The organism is Streptomyces sp. YIM 121038 (genome assembly GCF_006088715.1).
Taxonomy (GTDB): Bacteria; Actinomycetota; Actinomycetes; order Streptomycetales; family Streptomycetaceae; genus Streptomyces.
Genome location: NZ_CP030771.1, coordinates 6,502,104 through 6,526,332, shown reverse-complemented (window position 1 = coordinate 6,526,332; position 24,229 = coordinate 6,502,104). Strand labels below are relative to the sequence as shown.

Here is a 24,229-nt window from a genome sequence, read left to right as displayed (position 1 = left end):
TTAGCCAGCCGCAGAGGTATTGTCAAGAGGGCACGACCAACAATATCGGGTGATTTTCCGGCGCTGCCGGAGCTGCCCTCCCCCTCCTCACCAGGGAAGACCGAGAAGAAACGGAGAGCACGCGTGACGCGCAGCGTGTACGTGACCGGGATCGACCGGGGCGACGGCCGCCAGGTCGTCGAGCTGGGAGTCATGGAACTCCTGACCCGCCAGGTGGACCGCGTGGGCGTCTTCCGCCCGCTCGTCCACGACGGACCGGACCGGCTGTTCGAGCTCCTGCGTGCCCGCTACCGGCTCTCGCAGGACCCGGCGTCCGTGTACGGCATGGACTACCACGAGGCGTCCGCGCTCCAGGCCGAGAAGGGCACCGACGAGCTGGTCTCCCAGCTCGTCGACCGCTTCCACGAGGTCGCGCGCGCGTACGACGTGGTCCTGGTCCTCGGCACCGACTTCGCCGCCACCCAGCTGCCCGACGAGCTGTCGCTCAACGCCCGGCTCGCGAACGAGTTCGGCGCGTCCGTCCTCGGCGTCGTCGGCGGCAAGAACCAGACCGCCGAGTCGGTGCGCGCCGAGACCCGCAACGCCTACCGCGCCTACGAGGCCCTGGGCTGCGACGTGCTCGCGATGGTCACCAACCGCGTGGCCCCCGCCGACCGCGCCGAGATCCAGGAGCGCCTCGCCGCGAGCCTGCCGGTGCCCTGCTACGTGCTGCCCGACGAGCCCGCCCTGGCCGCGCCGACCGTCGCGCAGATCACCCACGCGCTCGGCGGCCGGGTCCTCCTCGGCGACGACTCGGGCCTGGCCCGGGACGCCCTCGACTTCGTCTTCGGCGGCGCGATGCTGCCGACCTTCCTGAACGCCCTGACCCCGGGCTGCATGGTCGTCACCCCCGGCGACCGCGCCGACCTGGTCGTCGGCGCGCTCGCCGCGCACAGCGCGGGCACCCCGCCGATAGCGGGCGTCCTGCTCACCCTGAACGAGCAGCCGGGCCCGGAGATCCTGCGCCTGGCCGACCGGCTCGCGCCCGGCACGCCCGTGATCGCCGTCGCCGGGGGCTCCTTCCCGACGGCGGGCGAGCTGTTCGCCCTGGAGGGCAAGCTGAACGCGGCGACGCCGCGCAAGGCGGAGACCGCCCTCGGCGTCTTCGAGCGGCACATCGACACCGCCGAGCTCCTGGCCCGCCTTGCGGTGTCCGGCAGCGACCGCGTCACGCCGATGATGTTCGAGCACAAGCTCCTGGAGCGGGCCCGCGCCGACCGCCGCCGCGTCGTCCTCCCCGAGGGCACCGAGGAGCGCGTGCTGCGCGCCGCCGACGTCCTGCTGCGCCGCGGCGTGTGCGACCTGACGCTGCTCGGCCCCGCGGAGACCATCCGCAAGAAGGCCGCCGACCTCGGTGTGGACCTCGCGGACTCCCAGCTCGTCGACCCGCAGACCTCCGAGCTGCGCCAGGGCTTCGCCGAGGAGTACGCGCGCCTGCGCGCCCACAAGGGCGTGACCGTGGAGCTGGCGTACGACGTGGTGGCCGACGTGAACTACTTCGGCACGCTGATGGTGCAGGGCGGCCTCGCCGACGGCATGGTGTCCGGCTCCGTGCACTCCACGGCCGCGACCATCCGCCCCGCCTTCGAGATCATCAAGACCAAGCCGGACGCGTCGATCGTGTCGTCGGTGTTCTTCATGTGCCTGGCCGACAAGGTCCTCGTGTACGGCGACTGCGCGGTCAACCCCGATCCGAACGCCACGCAGCTCGCGGACATCGCCGTCCAGTCGGCGGGCACGGCCGAGCAGTTCGGCGTCGAGCCGCGCATCGCGATGCTGTCGTACTCCACCGGCACCTCCGGCTCGGGCGCCGACGTCGACAAGGTCCGCGAGGCCACCGAGCTGGTCCGCGGCCAGCGCCCGGACCTGAAGATCGAGGGCCCGATCCAGTACGACGCCGCCGTCGAGCCGTCGGTGGCCGCCACGAAGCTGCCCGGCTCCGACGTCGCGGGCCAGGCCAGCGTCCTGGTCTTCCCGGACCTGAACACCGGCAACAACACCTACAAGGCCGTGCAGCGCTCGGCCGGCGCGATCGCCGTCGGCCCGGTGCTCCAGGGCCTGCGCAAGCCGGTCAACGACCTGTCCCGCGGCGCGCTCGTCCAGGACATCGTGAACACCGTCGCCATCACGGCGATCCAGGCCCAGACCCCCACCCAGTCCCCCACCGAGAAGGCCCCCCAGTGAGCTCCACCCGTGTCCTCGTCCTCAACTCCGGCTCGTCGTCGGTGAAGTACCAGCTGCTCGACATGGCGGACTCACGGCGCCTGGCCATGGGCCTCGTCGAGCGCATCGGCGAGGAGACCTCGCGGCTCAAGCACACCCCGCTGACGGGCGGCGGCGCCGAGCGCGAGCGCACCGGGCCGATCGCCGACCACGAGGCCGCGCTGAAGGCCGTCGCCGAGGAGCTGGCCGCGGACGGGCTCGGCCTGGACTCGCCCGAGCTGGCCGCGATCGGCCACCGGGTCGTGCACGGCGGCCTGAAGTTCACCGAGCCCACGGTCATCGACGACGCGGTGCTCGCCGAGATCGAGCGCCTGGTGCCGGTGGCCCCGCTGCACAACCCCGCCAACATCACCGGCATCCGCACGGCCCGGGCGCTCCGCCCCGACCTGCCCCAGGTCGCGGTCTTCGACACCGCCTTCCACACGACGATGCCGGAGTCGGCCGCCCGCTACGCGATGGACGTGGCCACGGCCGACGCGCACCGCGTGCGCCGGTACGGCTTCCACGGCACCTCGCACGCGTACGTGTCGCGAGCCACCGCGGAGCTGCTCGGCAAGGCCCCCGAGGACGTGAACGTCATCGTGCTGCACCTCGGCAACGGCGCCTCCGCGTCCGCCGTGCGCGGCGGCCGGTGCGTGGACACCTCCATGGGTCTGACGCCTTTGGAGGGGCTCGTGATGGGTACGCGCTCCGGGGACATGGATCCCGCCGTGATCTTCCATCTGGCGCGGGTCGGCGGCCTTTCCATCGACGAAATCGACACGCTCCTCAACAAGAAGAGCGGCCTTATCGGCCTGTGCGGCGACAACGACATGCGGGAGATCCGCCGCCGGATCGACGAGGGCGACGAAGCGGCGCGGCTCGCCTTCGACATCTACATTCACCGGCTGAAGAAGTACATCGGCGCCTATTACGCGGTTCTCGGCACGGTGGACGCCATCGCCTTCACGGCGGGCGTCGGCGAGAACGCGGCGCCGGTGCGCGAGGCCGCCGTGGCGGGCCTCGAGGAACTGGGCCTCGCGGTGGACGGCGGCCTCAACGCGGTGCGCTCCGACGAGCCCCGGCTGATCTCCCCCGAGTACGCCCGGGTGAAGGTCGCGGTCGTGCCGACCGACGAAGAACTGGAAATCGCCACGCAGACTTATGCACTGGCAGGAAAGAACAGCTGAGCACCCCCGCGCCCATTTGTATCTTCCGCCAGACGGAATATTCCGTAGCGAAACAAACCGATAGGATCGCCCTCATGCGCCGTTCCAAAATCGTCTGCACCCTGGGTCCCGCCGTCGACTCCGAGGACCAGCTCGTCTCGCTGATCGAGGCCGGCATGAACGTGGCCCGCTTCAACTTCAGCCACGGCACGCACGCCGAGCACCAGGGGCGGTACGACCGCGTCCGGGCCGCGGCGGAGCGCACCGGTCGCGCCATCGGCGTCCTCGCCGACCTCCAGGGCCCGAAGATCCGCCTGGAGACCTTCGCCGAGGGCCCGGTCGAGCTGGTGCGCGGGGACGAGTTCACCATCACCACCGAGGACGTGCCCGGTGACAAGTCGATCTGCGGCACGACGTACAAGGGCCTGCCCGGTGACGTCACCAAGGGCGACCAGGTCCTCATCAACGACGGCAACGTCGAGCTGAAGGTCGTCGAGATCGACGGCCCGCGCGTCAAGACGATCGTCGTCGAGGGCGGCGTCATCTCGGACCACAAGGGCATCAACCTGCCCGGCGCGGCCGTGAACGTGCCCGCGCTCTCCGAGAAGGACATCGACGACCTGCGCTTCGCCCTGGCGATGGGCTGCGACATGGTCGCCCTGTCCTTCGTGCGCGACGCGGACGACGTGAAGGACGTCCACAAGGTGATGGACGAGGAGGGCCGCCGGGTCCCCGTCATCGCCAAGGTGGAGAAGCCGCAGGCCGTCGAGAACATGGCGGACGTCGTGGCGGCCTTCGACGGCGTCATGGTCGCGCGCGGCGACCTCGCCGTCGAGTACCCCCTCGAAAAGGTCCCGATGGTGCAGAAGCGCCTCGTGGAGATGTGCCGCCGCAACGCCAAGCCGGTGATCGTCGCGACCCAGATGATGGAGTCGATGATCACCAACTCCCGCCCCACGCGCGCCGAGGCGTCCGACGTCGCCAACGCGATCCTGGACGGCGCGGACGCGGTCATGCTGTCGGCCGAGTCCAGCGTGGGCGCGTACCCGATCGAGACGGTCAAGACCATGTCGAAGATCGTCACGGCCGCGGAGGAGGAGCTCCTCTCCAAGGGCCTGCAGCCGCTGGTGCCCGGCAAGAAGCCGCGGACGCAGGGCGGTTCGGTGGCCCGTGCCGCCTGCGAGATCGCGGACTTCCTCAACGGCAAGGCGCTGGTGGCCTTCACCAAGTCCGGTGACACCGCCCGCCGCCTGTCCCGCTACCGCGCGGCCCAGCCGATCCTGGCCTTCACCACGGACCAGGAGACCCGCAACCAGCTCGCGCTGAGCTGGGGCGTGGAGTCCTTCGTCGTCCCGCACGTCGACAACACGGACGAGATGGTCGAGCTCGTGGACGCCGAGCTGCTCAAGCTCAAGCGCTACAACGAGGGCGACACCATGGTCATCACCGCGGGCTCGCCCCCCGGCGTCCCCGGCACCACGAACATGGTCCGGGTGCACCACCTGGGCAACGGCTGCCGCGACTGAGCCGCCACCGCCGCATGACGGAAGCGGAGGGTGCCCCGGCCGGGGCACCCTCCGCTTCCGTCGTCCTCGCCCCGCCCCGCCTCAGTCGGTGATCGACTGGTGCAGGCCGGGGATGGTGAGGTCGCCGCCGAACTGGCCCGCCTGCTGGACCTTCACATGGGTGAAGTAGATCAGCGGCAGGTTCAGGGGCGGCGGGTGCTCCGGGTCGAAGGTGACCGGGATCAGGCCGAACAGATTGCCCGAGATGCGCTCGGTGTACATCGTCGTGTCGCCGTTGCGGATCGTGGACATGGAGCCCTCGGCGGCCTGGACGTGGTACTTCTTGCCGCCCGGACCGTCGACGATCTGGTGCAGGTCCCCGATGTCCGTGCCGCCGCTGATGACGTACTTCAGCGCCTGCTTGGTCTGGCCGTTGGGCATCTTCAGGTTCACGACGCCCTTGTAGTCGGCCCCCTTGAGCAGCAGGGAGCTGGCCTCCAGGTGCCACGGCTGGTTCGGGATCGGCGCGGGCGACTGCTCGTCGTCGCCGTCCACCTTCTTCTCCACGACGCACGGGAACGGCTTCTTGCCGTTCTCGTCCGGGGCCATGGGGTCCTTCGACTCCTCCGGGTCGGCCCCGTCCTTCTTGCCGTCGGCGTCGTCGGCCTCGTCCTTGCCGTCGGCGTCCTTGTCGGCGGTGTCCTTGTCCTCGGCGTCCTTGTCCTCGGCCTTGTCGTCGGCCTCGTCGTCGGCCTTGTCGTCGGCCTTGTCGTCGGCCTTGTCCCGGAGGTCCTCGGCGGTGTCCTTCGCCTTGTCGACGGTGTCCTCGACCGGCCTGGTGGCCCTGCCGTCCCGGCTGCCGTCGCCCCTGACCTCCTGGGCGTCCTCGTCGCCGCCGTCCTTGCCGTCCTTGCCCCGCGGGGACTCCTTCTCGGGCCCGTCCGGCGTCAGGAGGTCCTTGAGGGCGTCGCCGACACCCAGCGGGTCCAGCGGGTCGGCGGGCTCGGACGGCTCCGACTCCGGAGCCTTGGTGCCGTCCTCGGCCTTGTCGGCCCCGTCGCCCTTGTCCGCACCGGCGGACGGTGACGGCTGCGCCCTCTCGGGAGTCTCCGCGGACGGCGAAGGCGACGGCTGGTCCGCGTCGCCCTTCTCGTCGGGCTTCTTCCGCGCGTCCTCGGCCCGCTTCCGCGCGTCCTCGGCCTGCTTCTTGCGCGCGGCCTCGCGCTCGGCCTTCTCCGCGGCGGCCTTGTCGGCGGCGTCCTTCTCGGCCTTCTCGGCCTTCTCCGCGTTCTCGGCGTCCTTGGACGGCTCGTCGGGAGCCGTCACGCACGGCCCGTCCTGGAAGGGGTTCTCGGGCACACCGGGCTTCGCCTGTGCAAGCTGCGGCGTCAGCCCCATCCCCATGAGGACGGCGGTGGGCATGGCCGCGAGGGCGATCGCCTTGCCGACGGGTACACGAGTCAACAGCGGCTTCCTGGGGGCCGCGTGGCGCGGCCCCGTTCTCACACGGGACGTGACCGCATCGGTCCCGCGGCGCACCTCGTCAGTCGGCACGGTGCCTCCCGTTCGTCCCGTTGCTCGGGCTCGTTCCTGACAAGTCATCGGTCGTGCCGCCCGCCCCGGGCGCCGCCTCGGGCGCGGCCCCCGCCGCCGCCTGGGGGGTGCCACCGGCGTAGCCCCCGGTGTCCGGCGCCTTCGCGCGCCGTCTGACGGGCTTCTGTGGCTTCTCGTGCACCCAGGAGATGCCGAGCGCGCCGCCGACGAGGGCGAGCAGGAAGCCCATGACGAAGCCGCCGAAGTTGGAGACCACCAGGGAGACCAGGGCGAGCAGGATCGCCGCGACGCCCGCGAACACGCGGGACTGCGGCTGGAACCACATGGTCAGGCCGAGCACGACCAACAGCACGCCGATGATCAGCGATCCGGCCCCGGCGGTGGTCGCCATCCGGATGGTCAGTGTGCCGAGCGTGAGGTTCGCGTACGGGAAGTACATGATCGGGATGCCGCCGAGCAGCGTCAGCAGGCCACCCCAGAACGGGCGCTGACCGCGCCACCCCCGGAAACCCCGGCGCATCCGGCCAAGCTTGCTACCAAGGCCCACTTGCGCTTCGGCGCTCATGTCGTACAGCTCCTCGGGTATGGCGTTTGGTTCTGTGTGTCGGATGCGGGCACGGGGACGGCTGGTTGAAGACGTGGCGCCCCCGCGCCCGGCCGTTCAGCGCGACGAGTGCGGCTCAGCCGGTGATGGCCTCGGCCGTGGTCCCCGCTGCGGCTCGGTGGAGCGAAGCGGATGAGGGGGACTGGGGAGACCGAGACGACGACCGCCTCAGTAGCACTCGTGCTTGCCCTTCTGGACCGACATGTGCAGGCCGGAGAGCTTGAAGGTGCCCGCGCTGGTCGCCCACGCGCGCTGCTTCACATCGGTGAAGCGCACCTTCTCGGCCTGCTGCGCGAACGAGTCCGGGACGTACTGCTTGCCCGGCTTGTCCTGCGGGTTCGGACCGGGGCCCTTCGTCGTGCGGTCGACCGAGACACCGATGTCGACGTTGGTGAACGTCGCGTTGGCGCGCAGGTCGTCGGCGTCGATGAAGAGCTTCTTGGCCCGGACGGGCTCATCGCCGCCACCGGCCTTGAGCTTCATCGACACATCGCCGAAGAGCGGGACCGGAACGACGACGGACTGGCAGAGATTGGTGATCTTCGCCGAATCCATGCCGACGACGGCGACCGGATGCTTGCCCGAATTGCCGACGTCCATCGCCCCGTACTGGACGAATCCCGTGCCGTTGAGTTCCTTCGCGGTCACCTTGAACTGCTGACCGGACACACTGAACGATGCCGCGAGCGCACCCTGCGAGAGGGCCACGCCTATCGCGGCCGTCGCCGCGACGCTCGGCACCATGACCACGGCGAACCGCTTCCATCTGGTTCCGCCACGAGCCACGGACTCCATGACTTTCCTCCTTCTCGGACGTACATCTCCGTCCCACTGGTCCCGAGGGGTCGGTTCAGCGGAGCGGGGATGGGAGAAGTGCTACGTCCTCGGTCAGGAGAGCGCCCGTGTCGCCAGGCACGCATCGCGCCTGGGGCACCGGCGATCGCCCCCGAGCGACAACCACTGGTCGCGCCTGACTCATCACGCACAACCCTGCCGGGACAGGCCCTGCCGCGACTACGGGCAGAGACCCCCCTGTCCCAGACCGGCGACGGCGCCGCCGGCCTACTCGGTGGGGACCCAGAAAACCCGTCTCCCGACTGGCCGTCGGGCTGCGGGCAATGGACCGAGCGTGGCCGATCGTGGTGCATTCTCGGCGCCCGCACAAGGGGGTTCATTACTGGCCGGTAACGGTCGGATAACCGAAGCCTGACGGCGTGGCGTCGATCAGCGACACACGGTGGTTCCAACAGACCGGAATGATCCGGATATTGACGAACAGAAGTGGACAGAATTCCACCTCGGACTTACTCCAAGTAACAGTGGCCGCGTTTGCCAAGATTTGGCAAAACGCGGCCACTGTGGCACTGCGGGGACTGACTTTTCACTTGGACACCACGAGCCCCGGCCCGATGTGACCGGTCAGCGGACGGATCGCCGGGCAGGCCGGGGCAAATCCGGCGGAATGCCGGACTCCGGGCGCATCCGCGCCCGGAGCGCGACTCAGAAGAGCACGCGGGCGAGCGCCGTGCGCGCCGCCGTCACGCGCGGGTCGTCCGCGCCCACCACCTCGAAGAGTTCGAGCAGCCGCACCCGGGCGGCGTCCCGCTCCTCGCCCGCCGTGCGCCGGACCGTCTCGACGAGCCGTCCGAAGGCGTCCTCGACGTGCCCGCCGACCAGGTCGAGGTCGGCCGCCGCGATCTGCGCGCGGGCGTCGCCGGGCTTCTCGGCGGCGTCCTTGCGGACGGCCACCGGGTCCATGTCCTGGACGCGGAGCAGGAGTTGGGCCTGGGCGAGGCCGAGCTTGGCCTCGGTGTTGGCGGGGTCGTCGCTCAGCACGTTCTCGTACGCCCGGACGGCGCCGCCCAAGTCGCCCGCGTCCAGGGCCTGGACGGCGGCCGCGAGCGCGGCGTCGTGCGGCCCCGCGGGGACGGGTGCGGGCTGCGCGTCTTCGGGGGCGTCCGCGTCGACGGTCAGACCGGTGAGCCCGAAGCGCTCCTCCGCGACCTGGACCAGCTGGTCCAGGGTCTGGCGGATCTGCGCCTCGGGGGCGGCGCCCTGGAACAGCGGCAGGGCCTGGCCCGCGACCACCGCGAACACCGCGGGGATGCCCTGCACGCCGAACTGCTGCATCAGCATCTGGTTCGCGTCGACGTCGATCTTCGCGAGCAGGAAGCGGCCGTTGTACTCCTGCGTCAGCCGCTCGAGGAGCGGGCTGAGCTGCTTGCACGGCTCGCACCACTCGGCCCAGAAGTCGATGACGACGGGCACTTCGGTGGACCGCTGCAGTACGTCGCGCTCGAAACCCGCCTCGTCGACGTCGATGACGAGACTCGCGGGGGTGACGGCCCCGCCGCCGCCGTGCCGTGCCGCTTCGGCGCGCGCCTGCTCCGCCTTCGCCTTGGCCTCCTGGGCCGCCTTCACCGCGGCGAGGTCGACGACTCCGCTCATGGACATGTTCCGTGGCTGCATGAGTACATCCTCCCCCAAGCCGTGCGGGAACCGCGCCCGCCCGTCTTCCGCCACCGCGCTTCCAGGGAAGTCGCTTCGCCTCCTCGTCCGCTCGCGGTCCCCCGCCGGATTGCGGGGCCGACCGGACGGACCGGGGCGCGGGTCCCGAGGAGGACCGTTCGTACCGTTTGTCGCGCGGGGTCCCCACCCCGTGCTCGTGGTTGCCGCCCTGGGGCGGTAGAGGTTCGCTCGCAGCGCCTCGCCGCCGGACGCGGCCGTACGGCCTTGGTGCGCGGCTTTCGCTACGGGTCGTAGCGTAACTGGATCCGGTCCGGCCCGGCACGGGGCTCCGAGTGATCTCCCTCACTCGCGGCTGGCCGCCGTGGCCGTACTGGCCGGTATGGTCGCGGGCATGCAGAGCCGCAGTACACCGTCCGCCCGTGCCGGAGGCCGCCCGCGCAGCGCCGAGGCGGACACCGCCATCCTCGAAGCGACCCGCGAGGCGCTGGTCGACCTCGGCTGGACGAAGCTGACCCTCGGCGACGTGGCGACGCGGGCCGGGGTCGCCAAGACGACCCTCTACCGGCGCTGGGCGGGCAAGAGCGAGCTGGTCGTGGACGCGGTGGCGGAGCTCTTCGACGAGCTCGAACTGCCGGACAGCGGCAGCCTCGCCACGGACATCGAGAGCGTGGTCCTGCAGTTCGCGGCGCTGCTCGGGCGGCCCGAGACGAAGACGGCCCTGATGGCGGTGGTCGCGGAGTCCACGACGGACGCCCCGCTGCGGGAACGGGTCCGCGGCTCCATCGTCGAGCGGCAGAAGCGGCTCGTGCTCGAAGGGCGGCAGCGGGCGCAGGCCCGGGGCGAGTTGCCCGTCGAGCCCGACGCGACGGCTGCCGCCCGCACCGCCGACCTCATCTTCGACGTCATCGCCGGGGCCGTGGTGCACCGGGCCCTCGTCAGCGCGGAGCCGGTCGACCCCGCCTGGGCCCACCGCTTCACCCTCCTCCTCCTGGGCGGCCTCTCCGCGACGACCGGCCAGGCGCCGCACGCCCCTTAGCTCCCCGCCCCCTCGCACCGCCGCGCTGACGCGCTCGTCCTCAAACGCCGGACGGGCTGGATCTGTCCGCCGCGCCGTCCAAAACTGCCGGACGACGGCGCGGGAGCCGCCAGGTCGGGGCCGGGCCAGGACGCTGGGGGGTGGGTGGGAGAGGACCCGCCGCGGTAGCGGCGGGCAGGGGGGCGGGGTCAGACCTGGTAGCGGGACGGGGCGAAGAGGGAGAGGTTGGCCTCGACCCAGGCCGAGGTCCGGCGGAGGCCCTCCTTGAGGGAGACCTCCGGCGTCCAGCCGGCCCACTCCCGGGCCCGGGAGTTGTCGGAGACGAGGCGCTCCACCTCGCTCCCGGCGGGCCGCAGCCGCGCGGGATCGACCACGACCCGAGCCGCCCGCCCGCTCGCGGCGACCAGCGCGTCCGCCAGTTCCCCGATGGAGATCTCCCGCCCGACCCCGAGGTTCACCACGTGCCCGAGCGCCCGCTCGCTCTCGGCGACGGCGAGGAACCCGCGCGCGGTGTCGGTGACGTACGTGAAGTCACGCGTCGGCGTGAGGGAGCCGAGCTTGATCTCCCGCGCCCCGGAGTGCAGTTGGGCGAGGATCGTGGGGATCACGGCCCGCGCGGACTGCCGCGGCCCGTACGTGTTGAAGGGCCGCACGACCGCCACCGGCAGCTCGAAGGCGTGCCAGTGCGAGAGCACCGCCATGTCGGCGCCGATCTTCGAGGCGGAGTACGGGGACTGCGGCTGCAGCGGGTGGCTCTCGCTGATCGGCACCGCCCGCGCGGTCCCGTACACCTCGCTCGTGGACGTGTGGACGAGCCGCCGCACCGCGTGCCTGCGGCAGGCCTCCGCGACGTTCTCGGTGCCGACGACGTTCGTCTGCACGTACGCGCCGGGCGAGTCGTACGAGTACGGGATGCCGATGAGGGCCGCCAGGTGGAAGACGGTGTCGCAGCCGGCGACGGCGTCGGACACGCGCCCCGGGTCGCGTACGTCACCGGCGAGGAACTCGACCCTCGGGTCGCCCAGCAGATGCGCCAGGTTCCCCTTCTCCCCGTACGGCTTGTAGTGCACGAAGGCGCGGACGCGCGCGCCGCGCTCCAGGAGCAGGTCGACGAGGGTGGAGCCGATGAAGCCCTCGGCGCCGGTGACGAGGACGGTGCGGTCGCTCCAGTCGAAGGAGGACAGCGGAGTGGACGTGGTCATGCGGCGTTCTCCCAGTGGGTGGAGGGGTGGTGGGCGGACCCGGCCCCGTGGGCGAGGTCGAGGACGCGCGCCGCGAGCAGGTCGGCGGCGCGGGCGTGCGGCCCCGGGTCGGCGGCTCCGCTCATGGCGGCGAGCCGTGCCGGGGAGTCGAGGAGCGGCCCGGTGAGCGCGGCGAGTCGGTCGGCGGTCACCTCCGCGTCGGGCAGCAGGAGGCCCGCGCCCGCGTCGGACAGGACGCGCGCGTTGTGGGTCTGGTGGTCGCCGGGCGCGTGCGGATAGGGCACGAGGACGGCGGGCACCCCGGTGCTGGCCAGCTCGGCGACGGTCGCCGAACCCGCGCGGCACACCACCAGGTCGGCGGCGGCGTACGCGAGGTCCATCCGGTCCAGATAGGGCACGGCGCGGGCCACGGCGTCGCCGCCGTCGTACGCGAGCCGGGCCCGTGTCTCGTCGAGCGCGGCGGGCCCGGTCTTGATCAGCAGCTGGACGTCGGTGCGGTGGCGCCAGCGGGCGGCGAGTCCGAGCGCCGCTTCGGTGAGGCGGGCGGCGCCCAGGCTGCCGCCGTTGAAGAGGAGCAGCCGCGCCCCGTCCGGCACCCCGAGGGCGCGGCGGGCGTCGGCGCGCAGCGCGGTCCTGTCCAGGCGGGCCAGGGCGTCGGCGATGGGCATGCCGGTGGTGTGGGCGCGGTGGCCGCCGGGCAGATGGGCGCGGCTGCGGTCGAAGGCGACGGCGATGTGCGGGGTGAGGCGCGCGGCGAAGCGGTTGGCGCGGCCGGGGACGGCGTTGGACTCGTGGATGAGGCTGGGCAGCCCCGCCATCCGGGCGCCGACGATGACGGGGGCGCTCGGGTAGCCGCCCATGCCGACGGCGACGTGGGCGCCCTGCTCGCGCAGGATGGCCCGGCACTGGGCGCCGGACTTCAGGAGGGCCGCGGGCAGCAGATAGCGCTTCGCCCCGAGCGCGGGGTCGAAGGGGATCATGTCGACGGTGTGCAGGCGGTACCCGGCCTCGGGGATGAGCCGGGTCTCCAGGCCCCGCTCGGTGCCCACGAACGAGACCACGGCGTCCGGCACGGCCCGGCGCAGGGCGTCGGCGAGGGCGAGGCCCGGGTAGATGTGCCCGCCGGTGCCGCCCGCGCCGATCACGACGGACAGGGGCCCGGGCGGCCTTGGCACGGTGACGGAGGTGACGGTTGGCTTCATACCGACTCACCGTCCACGCCCGCTCTAAGAGGGTTTTAAGAGCCGCGTTTGGCACCTTTGGTGCATGAACGAGATGAGACACAGGGGGCGCGAAGAGGGCGTCGACGGCCGCCGACGGGGCCGGACCCCGGCCGTGGCGCCGGCCGTGGCGCCGGCGGTGACCGCGTCGTGACGGCCGCCGCCGGGCCCCGCGGCCCCGCCGCCAAGGTGCTCGTCGTCGACGACGACCCCGAGGTGCGGGCCGCCGTGGAGGACGCGCTCACCGTCGAGGGCTATCTGGTCCGCGGGGCCGGGGACGGCCAGCAGGCGCTGACCGCCGTGGCCCGGTGGGAACCGGGTCTCGTGGTGCTCGACGTGATGATGCCCGTCATGGACGGGCTCGCCGTCTGCCGTCAGCTGCGGGCGGCGGGCGACCGCACCCCGGTCCTTGTCCTGACCGCCCTGGACGCGGTGAGCGACCGGGTCGACGGGCTCGACGCGGGCGCCGACGACTACCTGGTCAAGCCCTTCGCCCTGGACGAGCTCGCGGCCCGGGTGCGCGCGCTCCTGCGCCGCGCGGCGGCCGAGCCGGGCGATCCCGGCGACGCCGGGGACGAGCTGGCGTACGGGGACCTGACCCTGGACCCGCGCACCCGCACCGGCCTGCGCGGCGGGCGCCGCGTCGAGTTCAGCCGCACGGAGGCCACGCTCCTCGAACTCCTGTTGCGCAACGCGGGCCAGGTCCTTCCGCGCGAGCTGATCCACGAGGCGGTGTGGGGGCGCGACTTCGGGCCCGACTCCAACTCCCTCGCGGTGTACGTCGGCTATCTGCGCCGCAAGCTGGAGTGCGGCGGCGAGACCCGGCTCGTGCACACCGTGCACGGCGTCGGCTACCGGCTCGGCTCGCCGTGAGCGCGGCCCGGCGCGCCCGCCGTGCCCGCCGCGCCCTCGGGGCCCGCTGGCGGCGGCGCCGTCCGCTGCGCACCCGGCTCGCGGTGGCCGCGTCCGCCGCGGTGGCGCTGGTCGCGATCTGTGTGTGCACCGCGTCGTTCTTCGTACTCCGCTACAAGCTGTACCAGCAGCTCGACCAGAACCTGGCCCAGTCCGCGACCCTGGCCGCGCAGCAGCACCGCGCCGAGGACCGGGACTACGGCGTGCTCGCGGGCGAGTGCCGCTACCTGGGCGCTCCGGCCTGCGCACAGGTCGTCCCCGCCGCCGCGGCCGAGGACCCGGAGAAGCCGTACCTGCTGCCCGTGAACCGCTCCACGCGCCAGGTCGCGGCGGGCGAACTGCCCGCGTACTACTCGAACTTCACCCTCCCCAACGGCAAGCCGGGGCGCATGCTCACCACCCCCCACGGCAAGGGCTCCGCCGTACAGGTGGCCCTGCGCGCCGACATCGCCGAGCGCGGGGTGCGGCAGACCGCCGCGATCCTGTCCGCGGTGGGCGGCGCGGGCATCCTGCTCTCGGCGCTCGGCGGCTACTGGGTCTCGCGGACCGGCCTCGCGCCCGTCGCCCGGCTCACCGCGACCGCCGAGCGCATCGCGGCGACCCGGGACGCCCGGCACCGCATCGAGCTGCCGCCGGGGCCGCCGGGCCGCGAGGACGAGGTGACGCGCCTGGCCGCCACGTTCAACACGATGCTCGCCGAGCTGGAGGAGTCCGTCGCGGCCCGCCGCCGCCTCGTCGCCGACGCCTCGCACGAGCTGCGCACCCCGCTCACCGCGCTGCGCACGAACGCCGAACTGCTGGCCCGGGCCGATCTCCTGAACGAGGCCCAGCGGGACCGGGCCTCGGGCGCGCTCGCCCGGCAGCTGCGCGAGGTGACCGGGCTCGTCAACGACCTCATCGAGCTGGCCCGGGACGAGGAGCCGCGGCCGCTCCTGGAGGACGTGGCGCTCGTACCGCTCGTCGCGCACGTGGTGGCGGCCGCGCGGGAGCACTGGCCGGGCGTCGCCTTCACCCTTGACGTCGCGCCCGACGCGGCGGTCCTGGTCCTTCCGGGCGTGCCCGCGCGGCTCGCCCGGCTCGTCACCAACCTCCTGGACAACGCCGCCAAGTTCAGCCCTCCCGGCGGGCTGGTGGAGGTGTCGCTCTCGGCCCGCGAGCTGACGGTGCGCGACCACGGGCCCGGCATCGCCGAGGAGGACCTCCCCCACGTCTTCGACCGCTTCTACCGCGCCGAGAAGGCCCGCGCCCTGCCCGGCTCCGGCCTCGGCCTGGCCATGGCCCGCCAGATCGCCCACGCCCACGGCGCGGACCTCCACGCGGAAGCCGCCCCGGGCGGCGGCGCCCGCTTCCGCCTGACGTGGCCGTGAGCCCTCGCGGGGCGCCCCAGGCCCGCCCCTTCCCGATCCGGGGGCTCCACCCCCGTGCCCCCGCTTTTCGGCGCTCCGCGCCTCGTCCTCAAACGCCGGACGGGCTGGATGGTGCCGCTTGCGGCTGTATTCCAGCCCCTCCGGCGTTTGAGGAGCGGGGGTCTGGGGGCGGAGCCCCCAGGAATCGGGAAGGGGCGGGTCTGGGGCGCACCCGTGAGGGTCAGAAGCCCGCGGGCTCCGTGTAGACGCCCCACTCCTCCCGGAGGACCCCGCAGATCTCCCCGAGCGTCGCCTCCGCCCGCACCGCGTCGAGCATGGGCCCGATCATGTTGGACCCGTCCCGCGCAGCGGCGAGCATCGCGTCGAGCGCGCCCCGCACCCGGGCGTCGTCGCGCCGCGCCTTGCGGTCGGCGAGCAGCCGCACCTGCTCCCGCTCCACCTCGTGGCTGACGCGCAGGATCTCCAGGTCCCCGGTCACGGACCCGTGGTGGACGTTGACGCCGACGACCCGCTTGTCGCCCTTCTCCAGGGACTGCTGGTAGCGGAAGGCGGACTCGGCGATCTCCCCGGTGAACCAGCCGTCCTCGATGCCGCGCAGGATGCCCGAGGTGATGGGCCCGATGGGGTGCTGCCCGTCCGGGTGGGCGCGAAGGCCACGCTCCTTGATCTGCTCGAAGATCTTCTCGGCGTCGGCCTCGATGCGGTCGGTGAGCTGCTCCACGTACCAGGAACCGCCCAGCGGGTCCGCGACGTTGGCGACGCCGGTCTCCTCCATCAGGACCTGCTGGGTGCGCAGGGCGATCTCCGCGGCCTGCTCGCTGGGCAGCGCGAGGGTCTCGTCGAGGGCGTTGGTGTGCAGGGAGTTGGTGCCGCCGAGCACGGCGGCGAGGGCCTCGACGGCCGTGCGGACGACGTTGTTGTACGGCTGCTGGGCCGTCAGGGAGACGCCCGCCGTCTGCGTGTGGAAGCGCAGCCACTGCGCCTTGTCGGTCCTGGCGCCGTACACCTCCTTCATCCAGCGGGCCCAGATCCGGCGCGCGGCGCGGAACTTGGCGATCTCCTCGAAGAAGTCGACGTGGGCGTCGAAGAAGAAGGACAGGCCGGGCGCGAAGACGTCCACGTCGAGGCCGCGGCTGAGGCCGAGCTCCACGTACCCGAAGCCGTCGGCCAGGGTGTACGCCAGCTCCTGCGCGGCCGTCGCGCCCGCCTCGCGGATGTGGTAGCCGGAGACGGAGAGCGGCTTGTACGCGGGGATCTCGCGGGCGCAGTGCTCCATGAGGTCGCCGATGAGGCGCAGATGGGGCTCGGGCTCGAAGAGCCACTCCTTCTGCGCGATGTACTCCTTGAAGATGTCGGTCTGGAGCGTGCCGTTCAGCACGCGCGGGTCGACGCCCTGGCGCTCGGCGGCGACCAGGTACATGCAGAAGGCGGGGACGGCGGGGCCGGAGATCGTCATCGACGTCGTGACGTCGCCGAGCGGGATGTCCTGGAACAGGACCTCCATGTCGGCCGCCGAGTCGATGGCGACGCCGCAGTGGCCGACCTCGCCGAGGGAGCGCGGGTCGTCGGAGTCGCGGCCCATCAGCGTCGGCATGTCGAAGGCGACGGAGAGGCCGCCGCCGCCCGCGGCGAGGATCATCTTGTACCGCTCGTTCGTCTGCTCGGCGTTGCCGAAGCCGGCGAACTGGCGGATGGTCCAGGTGCGGCCCCGGTACCCCGTCGGATAGAGGCCGCGCGTGAACGGATATTCGCCCGGCCATCCGATCCGTTCGAAGCCCTCGTACGCGTCCCCGGGCCGGGGCCCGTAGGCAGGCTCGACCGGGTCACCGGAGAGCGTCGTGAAATCGGCGTCGCGCTTCTTCGCGGCGTCGTACCGGGCCTGCCAGCGACGGCGGCCCTCCTCGATGGCGTGAGCGTCCATGACTCCAATTTACTTGGACGTCCTAGTAAATGTCGATGGCTGACCGCCACGGGACGCCCCGTGGCGGTGCGGTTACGCCTTGGCGATGACCGGCGACGCGTCGGTGAGCAGCGGCTCCACCTCGCGCACGACCTTGCGCTCGACGAAGAACGCCGCCGTCGGGATGGTGCCGGACACCAGGATCCACAGCAGCTTGCCGAACGGCCACTTCGCCTTGGAGCCCAGGTCGAAGGCGAAGATCAGATAGATGATGTAGAGGACGCCGTGGACCTGCGAGACGACGAGCGTCAGGTCCTCGCCCTTCTCGAAGCCGTACTTCGCCACCATGCAGGCGCAGAGGATGAGGAGCATGACGGCGGTGACGTAGGCCATCACCCGGTAGCGGGTCAGCACGCTTCGTTTCATGACTATGAGCGTAACCGTCCGGTTTACGCGATCTTCGGGCGGCCTACGGGGCGCCGCGCCCCGCGCTCACTCGTCCGCGAAGTCCTGCGCGGCCACGCGCAGCGGCCGCAGCATCGCGAAGATCTCGCCGCACTCCTCGGCGTCGTACACCCCGAGACCGAAGTCCATGGCCATCAGCTCGCGGGTGGCCTCGTCGACGACCTCGCGGCCCTTGTCGGTGATGGAGGCGAGGGTGCCGCGGCCGTCCTTGGGGTTCGGGCGCTTGTCGACCAGGCCGGAGCGGACCAGGCGGTCGACGGTGTTGGTGACGGAGGTGGGGTGCACCATGAGGCGCTCGCCGATCTTGGACATCGGCAGCTCGCCCGCCTTGGAGAAGGAGAGCAGCACCAGGGCCTCGTAGCGCGCGAAGGTCAGTCCGTACGGCTTGACGACCGCGTCGACCTCGGCCAGCAGGATCTGCTGGGCGCGCATGATGGAGGTGATCGCGCCCATGGCGGGCACGGACCCCCAGCGCTGCTTCCAGAGTTCGTCGGCGCGGGCGATCGGATCGAAGGGGAGACTGAGCGGCTTCGGCACAGCGTCGACCTTAGCCGCCGGGCCCAGGGCGGTCAGCCCCAGTCTCACGATTCGGCAGCGCGTTCGCTTTCCGGGGCGCGTGCGCCGGTCAGAGGGCACGCGGGCGCGCGCAGCGGTGGCGCGCACCTCCAGGGCCAGGGCCGCGCGACAGACCGTGCCGACGCCCTGGAGCGTCAGGGGCCCGTGCCCCGCCGCGTGTCCGACGGGTGGCTGACGCCCTGCTCCGTCGGCGGTGTCGCGCCCCCGGCCGATTAATCCCCTATGCCACGATTGCCGGGCACCCACCCGTACGTCACGTCACCATCGCCCTAGGGGGCTGGATGCACCGGCTGCTCCGTACGTTCACGGCACTCACGGCCGTCGCCGCCTTCGGGCTCGCGGCGGGGTGCTCGTCCGGGCCGGGCTCCGGCGACTCCGGCGGCTCCGGCAAGAAGGAGGCCGCGCCCCCCACGGGCGCGAAGGCGGCGTCGCACTCCTTCTGGGTGGACCCGCAGAGCGCGGCCGCCCGGCAGGTGCGCGCGTGGGCGCAGGAGGGCCGCACCCGGGACGCCGAGGCGCTCAAGCGGATCGCCGAGCAGCCGATGGCGGTGTGGCCCGCGGGCGACGACCCGGCCCCGGACATCCGCGAGGCCACCGCGGGCGCCGCCCAGGAGGGGCGCACGGCCGTGCTCGTGGCGTACAACATCCCGCACCGCGACTGCGGGCAGCACTCCGCGGGCGGCGCCCCCGACGCCGGGTACTACCGGCAGTGGCTCGGCTCCTTCGCCGCCGCCATCGGGGAGAGCCCGGCCCTGGTCATCCTGGAGCCGGACGCGATCCCGCACATCGTGGACGGCTGCACCCCGGGCCAGTACCACGAGGAGCGCTACCAGCTGCTCTCCGAGGCGATCCAGCGGCTCAAGCGGCAGCCGCGCGTCAAGGTCTACCTGGACGCGGGCAACCCCGGCTGGATCGCCGACGCCCGCAAGCTGACGCAGCCGCTGCGGCAGGCGGGCGTCGACGCGGCCGACGGCGTCTCGCTCAACGTCTCCAACTTCCAGAGCGACGAGACCACCAAGGCCTACGGCCGCACGCTGTCCGGGGCGATCGGCGGCAAGCACTTCGTCATGGACACCAGCCGCAACGGCCGGGGCCCGCTCGCGGGCGACCGCCAGGACGCCTGGTGCAACCCGCCGGGCCGCGGCCTCGGCACCCCGCCCACCGACAGGACCGGCGACCCGCTGCTCGACGCCTATCTGTGGATCAAGCGGCCCGGCGACTCCGACGGCCCGTGCCGGGGCGGCCCCGCGGCCGGGCAGTGGTGGCCGGACTACGCGCTCGGGCTCGTCCGCAACGCGAAGGCGTAGCCCGCCCGCTGATCACTCTGGCCAAAGTGCCCCGGGGCTGGCAGCCTCGGGGCACATGCGCGAGGACTTGTCGCAAGCGGGCTACGGCATTCGGTTCGAGTGGGGCCCGGCCGGGGCGAAGCAGCTGGCACCGGCCGTGTCCTGCCTGGTGGTGGTCGACGTGCTGTCCTTCACCACGGCGGTGTCGGTCGCGGTGGAGGCCGGGGCGCGGGTCTTCCCCTACGCGTGGCGGGACGAGAGCGCCACGGCGTTCGCCCGGCAGCTGGACGCCAGCCTGGCGGTGGGGCGGCGGGCGGTCACCGAGGCCACCCCGTGGTCGCTGTCCCCGGCGGCCCTGCGGCGCGCCCCGTTCACCGAGCGCCTGGTGCTGCCGTCCCCCAACGGTTCGGCGATCGCCGCCGCGGCGGGCGGCGCGGACGTGGCCGCCGGGTCGCTGCGCAACGGCTCCGCCGTGGGGCGCTGGCTCGCCGGGCAGGGCCTCGGCACCGCCGAGCGGCCCGTCGGGGTGATCGCGGCGGGCGAGCGGTGGCCCGACGGCACCCTGCGGCCCGCCGTCGAGGACCTGCTCGGCGCGGGCGCGGTGATCGCGGCCCTGGGCGAGCACGGCGGCACCGGGCTCTCGCCGGAGGCCGCCGCGGCCGCGGCGGCGTTCGCCTCGGCCCTGGACGTCGGGGCGGCCGTCGCGGACAGCTCCTCGGGACGGGAGCTGGCCGACGACGGCTTCGCCGACGACGTGGCCGTCGCGACGGAGGTGGACGCGAGCACCCAGGTCCCCGTCCTGCGGCACGGGGCGTTCGTGCCCGCGTGAACCGCCGCCGCGGGTCGGCTACTTGACGTGCACCCACTTGGCCTCGGAGGAGGCCCCGTCGGCGTCCGTCACGAACAGCATGTACCAGCCGGGCGGCACGAGCGCCGCGTCGCCGCGCGGCACCTCCACCGTCACCGAGCCCTTGCCCTTCGTCAGGCCGAGCGCGATGGAGCGCTGCTCGACGTCCGTGGTGTGCGTGACCGCGCTCGGGCGCATGAGCCGGGCCGAGGCGAGCTTCTCGGGGTGCGGCGTGCGGAAGGTGGCGCGGCCGTCCGCGGGCAGGGCCTCGGGGCCCTCGCCGAGGACGGGGCGGTCCTTGCCCGCCTTGTGCAGCGTGGGCGGGGTGAAGATCTCCATGCGCTGCTCGAAGTGGCCCAGCTTGGTGTTCTGTTCGTTGTCGAAGAGCGGGTCGGAGCCGAAGGTGGCCACGCGCCCGTCGGGCAGCAGCAGCGCCTCGGAGTGGTAGTTGCGGCCCACCGTGGGCTCGGCCGCGGTGCGGAAGGCGCCGCGCCCGCCGTCGGCCTTGGGGTCGTAGAACTGCGCCTTGAGGATGTTGCTGCCGCTGCGGCCGCGGTAGTCGGACGAGCCGTTGGTGGTGAACACGGAGTCGTCCGGCATGATCACGCTGTTCAGATAGCGGGTGCCCTGCGGCAGCCGCGGCCCGGTCTTGAAGGAGGGGTCGGCCTCCTTCAGGTCGATCACGGCCGTGCGCCGCGTGGCCTTGTCCGACTCGCCGACGCCGCCCCCGCCGAGGATCATCACCTTCTGGTCCTGGGCGGGCGGAAGCAGCACGGAGGCGGACGTCTCGGTCTGGTCGAGGTCGGCGAGCCCCGGCACCTTGGTGAAGGTGTTGGTCTCCAGGTCCCACAGGCCCGGCTTGCGCCCCTTGTTCGCGGGCCCGTACCCGGCGTTGGACGCGGGGTAGAAGAGCTTGCCGCCCTTGGTGAGGAACAGCGCCGGATAGCTCGGGAAGTAGCGCTTGGGCCCGTCGGTCCACTTCTTGGTCTTCGGGTCGTAGATCTCGTTGTCGCCGGGGTCGATGACGCCGACGTCGTCGAGCCCGGACACCGCGAGCACCCGGCCGTCGTCGAGGCCCACGAGCGTCGGGTACCAGCGCGCCTTGTCCATCGGCTCCACGGCCACGTACCGCTCGGCCACCGGGTCGAACTCGTACGCCGCCTTGATGCCCTGGAAGTCCTGCTTCTCCATGGTGAGCTTCTCGGCGATGCCGTACGTGTTGTCGGCCTCCTTGCCGGTGAGGCCCTCGATCTCGTACTGCGCGGACTTCTCGGTGACCGCCTCCCTGCCCTCCTGCGCGGCCTCCACGAAGACCCGGGCCTCGCTCGCGGTGACCTTCGTCTTCCAGGGCTGCATCACACCGGACTTGGAGTACGTGATCTGGAAGTCCCGCTTGGCCTTGGGGACTTCCACGTCGAACTTGCTGATGTACTCGACGCCGGACGGCGAGCGGAACTTGGTGCCCTTCTTCAGGACGACGGGCTTGTCCGGGTTCTCGTTCTTCACGCGCATGCCGCCGCCCGCGCGCTCCACCTCGCCGTCGAGCAGCTCGTAGCGGGCGGTGCCCCCGGCGACGAGCAGCCGTCCGTCGGGCAGCTGGGCGTGCCCGGCGCAGAAGAAGTCCACCGGGGTCGGCACCTTCTTGAAGGTGTTCTTCTTCGGGTCCCACAGGATCGTGTCGAAGGACCCGGCGTCGAACTTCTTCTGCTCGTTGCCGGAGCCCGCGACGATCAGCACCTTGCCGGTGTGCAGGAGCGCCGCGTGGATGGCGTTCGTACGGAACTCCTCGGGAATGCCGATCTGCCGCCACGACCCGTACTTCTTCTTGTACCCGGGCCGGGAGATCTTGTACGCGTGGTACTTCTCCTCGGCGAAGGAGACGGCGGCGGGGGCGTTGAGGCCGATGAGCAGCGCGCCCGCGCCGGCGCCGAACGCGATCTTCTTGGAACGCTGGGAGAGCTTCGAGAGGCGCAGGGCCATGGCGTCAGTTACCTCCAGTGGTCGTGCCGGTGGCGAACGCGGGCTCCGGCTCGCCGTCGGTCCCGCGCTCCGCGAGCCGCTGCCGCGCCGCCTTGCGGGCCCGGCGCTCCCTGAGGGCGGTGACGCCCCACACCGTCACCGGCGCGAGCGAGATGGCCATGGCGAGCACGGCCCAGGTGCGCATCGCCACATGGGTGTGGCCGAGGACGAACGAGGCGACGAGCGAACTGGCGAGCACCGCGGCCCAGAACAGATGGACGCGGAAGGTGAGCAGCCGGTCGGACGTGGCGCCGCAGCCCTTGGGCGTGACGACGAAGCGGCTCGGGCGGCGCAGCAGCGCGGCGCCGAGCGACTTGGCGTAGATGGGCGCGGAGAGCGCGGACATCGCCATGCCCGCGAGGCCGCCGGAGCCCTCGGGTTCGTGCGGCGAGACGTTGTGCCGCCGGTTCCAGAGGTAGAGGCCGATCTGGAGGGCCGCGGCGTCGCTGTAGAGCATGAGCCACACGGACGCGGCGACCTGCGTGCCCGAGGCCCCGAACCACAGGAACAGGACGCAACTGAGGATGCCCAGGAGCCAGTTGACGGCCGTCATCGGGTAGTAGACGAGCATCAGGGTGTACGAGAACAGACGGCCGGGCGGCATCGTGAACGGCGCCTTCCAGTACTGCTTGAACAGCGTCTCGTAGGTGCCGCGCGACCAGCGCATCTGCTGGGTGAAGAAGTCCGTCCAGGACGCCGGGCCCTCGCCGACGGCGAGCACGTCCGGGGTGTACACGGACCGCCAGTGCCGCCGCGTCGCGGGGTTGCGGTGCCGGTGCAGCTCGAAGCCGGTGGCCATGTCCTCGGTGATGGAGTCGTAGAGGCCGCCGACCTGCCGCAGGGCGGCGATCCGCACCACGTTGTTGGTGCCGACGAACATGGGTGCCCGGTAGCGGTTCCCGGCGCGCTGGATCAGCGCGTGGAACAGGAACTGCTGCGACTCGGCCGCCTTGGTGACGGGCGAGACGTAGTTGCCGTACACCTGCGGGCCGACGACGAACGCGACGTCCGGGTCCCGGAAGAAGCCCATCATCCGCTCCAGGAAGTTCGGCAGCGGGACGTGGTCGGTGTCGACGGAGGCGAAGAAGTCGTAGTCGTCGCCGTGCATCGCGAGCCAGGCGTTGTAGTTCCCGTGCTTGGTGCGGGTCTTGTGCGGGCCCTTCTTGCGGTTCCACTCCGGGACGCCGTTGCGGGTGAAGTGCCGCACGCCGAGCTCCGCGCACAGGGCCTTCGCCTCGTCGTCGTCGCCCTCGTCGAGCAGCCACACGTCGAGCGGCCCCGTGTGGTGTATCCGCACGGCACCCTCCAGCGTGGCGCGGACCATGGGGAGCGGCTCCTTGCCCGGTACGTACGTCGTCAGGAACGCGACGCGGGTGCCCGGCTCGGGCACGACCGGCACGGGATCGCGGGCCACCATCGTCGCGTGCGCGATCGACACGACGTTGACCAGCATGAACAGCTCGATGAGCCCGATCGCGACGAGCATCGTCACATCGAGGCCGACCAGCCAGCGGTCGCCGCCCTCGCGCTCGGTCCAGTGCGTGGGCCAGACCAGGTACACCAGCAGGACGCCGGTGAGCAGCGGGGCGAGCGTCATCAGCAGGACGGCGCGTATTCGGCGGGGCTCGCCGGCGAGGAGCGACCTGTACTGGACCCGGTAGCCGTGGCGGCCCTCCTCGGGCTGCGTGAGCGGACCGGCCAGCCGGCTGTGGGTGTCGTAGTCGTAGCCCTCCGGCCGCACAGCGCCCTCCTCTGGTCATCAAATGAGCCGATAACCAAACAAAAAGGCACTTTCGACGGCGTGTCGAACGGGGCGGGGCTGGCCGGGTGGTGTTTCCTGCTCCCCCGCGCCCCCGG

19 protein-coding genes are annotated in these 24,229 nt (G+C 72.2%); 8 read left to right on the top strand and 11 right to left on the bottom strand.

The genetic code is table 11. The annotated features are described in order from the left end of the window. Positions 1-123 precede the first annotated feature (123 nt). The 3 genes from pta to pyk all read left to right on the top strand — a co-directional run bounded on the left by pta (position 124) and on the right by pyk (position 4,936). Positions 124-2,223: a phosphate acetyltransferase gene (gene pta, locus C9F11_RS28210; protein WP_138961885.1), complete on the top strand. Its 2,100-nt coding sequence runs from the start codon at positions 124-126 to the stop codon at positions 2,221-2,223. Then, positions 2,220-3,431 carry an acetate kinase gene (locus C9F11_RS28205; RefSeq protein WP_138961884.1) on the top strand — a complete coding sequence of 404 codons (1,212 nt, stop codon included), beginning with the start codon at positions 2,220-2,222 and terminating at the stop codon, positions 3,429-3,431. Before pta ends, C9F11_RS28205 begins: the two co-directional genes overlap by 4 nt. A 74-nt stretch (positions 3,432-3,505) precedes the next feature. Next, positions 3,506-4,936, top strand: a complete 1,431-nt coding sequence (gene pyk / locus C9F11_RS28200; RefSeq protein WP_138961883.1) for a pyruvate kinase — start codon at positions 3,506-3,508, stop codon at positions 4,934-4,936. Positions 4,937-5,017: 81 nt separating this feature from the next. Here the strand turns inward: pyk and C9F11_RS28195 are convergent, their stop codons facing one another. From C9F11_RS28195 to C9F11_RS28175, 4 genes are all read right to left on the bottom strand, one after another. Then, the gene (locus tag C9F11_RS28195; RefSeq protein ID WP_249401913.1) at positions 5,018-6,379 is read right to left on the bottom strand and encodes a hypothetical protein; all 1,362 of its coding nucleotides are present in this window, start codon (positions 6,377-6,379) and stop codon (positions 5,018-5,020) included. Between the two features lie 79 nt (positions 6,380-6,458). Beyond that, a complete protein-coding gene (locus C9F11_RS28190) occupies positions 6,459-7,034 on the bottom strand; it encodes a DUF6114 domain-containing protein (protein ID WP_138961881.1) in 576 nt (191 codons plus the stop codon). A 207-nt stretch (positions 7,035-7,241) separates the two neighbouring features. Continuing rightward, complete coding sequence (locus tag C9F11_RS28185; protein WP_138961880.1) at positions 7,242-7,868, bottom strand: DUF6230 family protein; 627 nt, start codon at positions 7,866-7,868, stop codon at positions 7,242-7,244. Positions 7,869-8,573: 705 nt separating this feature from the next. Next, a complete protein-coding gene (locus C9F11_RS28175; RefSeq protein ID WP_138961879.1) occupies positions 8,574-9,542 on the bottom strand; it encodes a tetratricopeptide repeat protein in 969 nt (322 codons plus the stop codon). Between the two features lie 391 nt (positions 9,543-9,933). On the opposite strand from C9F11_RS28175, the gene C9F11_RS28170 reads away from it, so the two are divergent. Continuing rightward, positions 9,934-10,578, top strand: a complete 645-nt coding sequence (locus tag C9F11_RS28170; protein ID WP_138961878.1) for a TetR/AcrR family transcriptional regulator — start codon at positions 9,934-9,936, stop codon at positions 10,576-10,578. A gap of 188 nt (positions 10,579-10,766) precedes the next feature. Here C9F11_RS28170 and C9F11_RS28165 read toward each other — a convergent pair whose 3' ends face one another. Both C9F11_RS28165 and C9F11_RS28160 read right to left on the bottom strand, forming a co-directional pair. Further along, positions 10,767-11,780, bottom strand: coding sequence for a GDP-mannose 4,6-dehydratase (locus tag C9F11_RS28165; protein ID WP_138961877.1), 1,014 nt, complete (start codon positions 11,778-11,780; stop codon positions 10,767-10,769). After that, the gene (locus tag C9F11_RS28160) at positions 11,777-12,982 is read right to left on the bottom strand and encodes a UDP-N-acetylglucosamine--N-acetylmuramyl-(pentapeptide) pyrophosphoryl-undecaprenol N-acetylglucosamine transferase (protein WP_138961876.1); all 1,206 of its coding nucleotides are present in this window, start codon (positions 12,980-12,982) and stop codon (positions 11,777-11,779) included. Before C9F11_RS28160 ends, C9F11_RS28165 begins: the two co-directional genes overlap by 4 nt. 168 nt (positions 12,983-13,150) lie before the next feature. On the opposite strand from C9F11_RS28160, the gene C9F11_RS28155 reads away from it, so the two are divergent. Next, positions 13,151-13,873, top strand: coding sequence for a response regulator transcription factor (locus C9F11_RS28155; protein WP_138961875.1), 723 nt, complete (start codon positions 13,151-13,153; stop codon positions 13,871-13,873). Further along, a complete protein-coding gene (locus C9F11_RS28150) occupies positions 13,870-15,279 on the top strand; it encodes a HAMP domain-containing sensor histidine kinase (RefSeq protein ID WP_249401912.1) in 1,410 nt (469 codons plus the stop codon). Before C9F11_RS28155 ends, C9F11_RS28150 begins: the two co-directional genes overlap by 4 nt. Before the next feature lie 220 nt (positions 15,280-15,499). Here the strand turns inward: C9F11_RS28150 and C9F11_RS28145 are convergent, their stop codons facing one another. The 3 genes from C9F11_RS28145 to C9F11_RS28135 form a co-directional block, all read right to left on the bottom strand. Beyond that, complete coding sequence (locus C9F11_RS28145) at positions 15,500-17,200, bottom strand: methylmalonyl-CoA mutase family protein (protein WP_138961874.1); 1,701 nt, start codon at positions 17,198-17,200, stop codon at positions 15,500-15,502. 72 nt (positions 17,201-17,272) lie between these two features. Then, complete coding sequence (locus C9F11_RS28140; RefSeq protein ID WP_171075864.1) at positions 17,273-17,605, bottom strand: DUF3817 domain-containing protein; 333 nt, start codon at positions 17,603-17,605, stop codon at positions 17,273-17,275. Between the two features lie 66 nt (positions 17,606-17,671). Then, entirely contained in the window at positions 17,672-18,181 is a 510-nt protein-coding gene (locus tag C9F11_RS28135) for a MarR family transcriptional regulator (protein ID WP_138961873.1), read from the bottom strand. A gap of 320 nt (positions 18,182-18,501) precedes the next feature. Between C9F11_RS28135 and C9F11_RS28130 the strand changes: the two genes are divergently transcribed. After that, a complete protein-coding gene (locus tag C9F11_RS28130) occupies positions 18,502-19,527 on the top strand; it encodes a glycoside hydrolase family 6 protein (protein ID WP_138961872.1) in 1,026 nt (341 codons plus the stop codon). Between the two features lie 55 nt (positions 19,528-19,582). Next, positions 19,583-20,335: a 2-phosphosulfolactate phosphatase gene (locus C9F11_RS28125; protein ID WP_138961871.1), complete on the top strand. Its 753-nt coding sequence runs from the start codon at positions 19,583-19,585 to the stop codon at positions 20,333-20,335. Positions 20,336-20,353: 18 nt separating this feature from the next. Here C9F11_RS28125 and C9F11_RS28120 read toward each other — a convergent pair whose 3' ends face one another. Together C9F11_RS28120 and C9F11_RS28115 are read right to left on the bottom strand one after the other, a co-directional pair. After that, positions 20,354-22,333, bottom strand: coding sequence for a kelch motif-containing protein (locus tag C9F11_RS28120; protein WP_138961870.1), 1,980 nt, complete (start codon positions 22,331-22,333; stop codon positions 20,354-20,356). Positions 22,334-22,337: 4 nt separating this feature from the next. Continuing rightward, positions 22,338-24,113 carry a cellulose synthase catalytic subunit gene (locus tag C9F11_RS28115; protein ID WP_138961869.1) on the bottom strand — a complete coding sequence of 592 codons (1,776 nt, stop codon included), beginning with the start codon at positions 24,111-24,113 and terminating at the stop codon, positions 22,338-22,340. Positions 24,114-24,229 lie beyond the last annotated feature (116 nt).

Excerpts from the sequence above, each read along its gene's own strand:
- C9F11_RS28120 (WP_138961870.1), bottom strand. The coding sequence starts at position 22,333 with ATGGCCCTGCGCCTCTCGAAGCTCTCCCAGCGTTCCAAGAAGATCGCG.
- C9F11_RS28130 (WP_138961872.1), top strand. The coding sequence starts at position 18,502 with ATGCACCGGCTGCTCCGTACGTTCACGGCACTCACGGCCGTCGCCGCC.
- C9F11_RS28170 (WP_138961878.1), top strand. The coding sequence starts at position 9,934 with ATGCAGAGCCGCAGTACACCGTCCGCCCGTGCCGGAGGCCGCCCGCGC.
- C9F11_RS28185 (WP_138961880.1), bottom strand. The coding sequence starts at position 7,868 with ATGGAGTCCGTGGCTCGTGGCGGAACCAGATGGAAGCGGTTCGCCGTG.
- C9F11_RS28140 (WP_171075864.1), bottom strand. The coding sequence starts at position 17,605 with ATGAAACGAAGCGTGCTGACCCGCTACCGGGTGATGGCCTACGTCACC.
- C9F11_RS28190 (WP_138961881.1), bottom strand. The coding sequence starts at position 7,034 with ATGAGCGCCGAAGCGCAAGTGGGCCTTGGTAGCAAGCTTGGCCGGATG.
- C9F11_RS28160 (WP_138961876.1), bottom strand. The coding sequence starts at position 12,982 with ATGAAGCCAACCGTCACCTCCGTCACCGTGCCAAGGCCGCCCGGGCCC.
- C9F11_RS28125 (WP_138961871.1), top strand. The coding sequence starts at position 19,583 with ATGCGCGAGGACTTGTCGCAAGCGGGCTACGGCATTCGGTTCGAGTGG.
- C9F11_RS28165 (WP_138961877.1), bottom strand. The coding sequence starts at position 11,780 with ATGACCACGTCCACTCCGCTGTCCTCCTTCGACTGGAGCGACCGCACC.
- pyk (WP_138961883.1), top strand. The coding sequence starts at position 3,506 with ATGCGCCGTTCCAAAATCGTCTGCACCCTGGGTCCCGCCGTCGACTCC.
- C9F11_RS28175 (WP_138961879.1), bottom strand. The coding sequence starts at position 9,542 with ATGCAGCCACGGAACATGTCCATGAGCGGAGTCGTCGACCTCGCCGCG.
- C9F11_RS28145 (WP_138961874.1), bottom strand. The coding sequence starts at position 17,200 with ATGGACGCTCACGCCATCGAGGAGGGCCGCCGTCGCTGGCAGGCCCGG.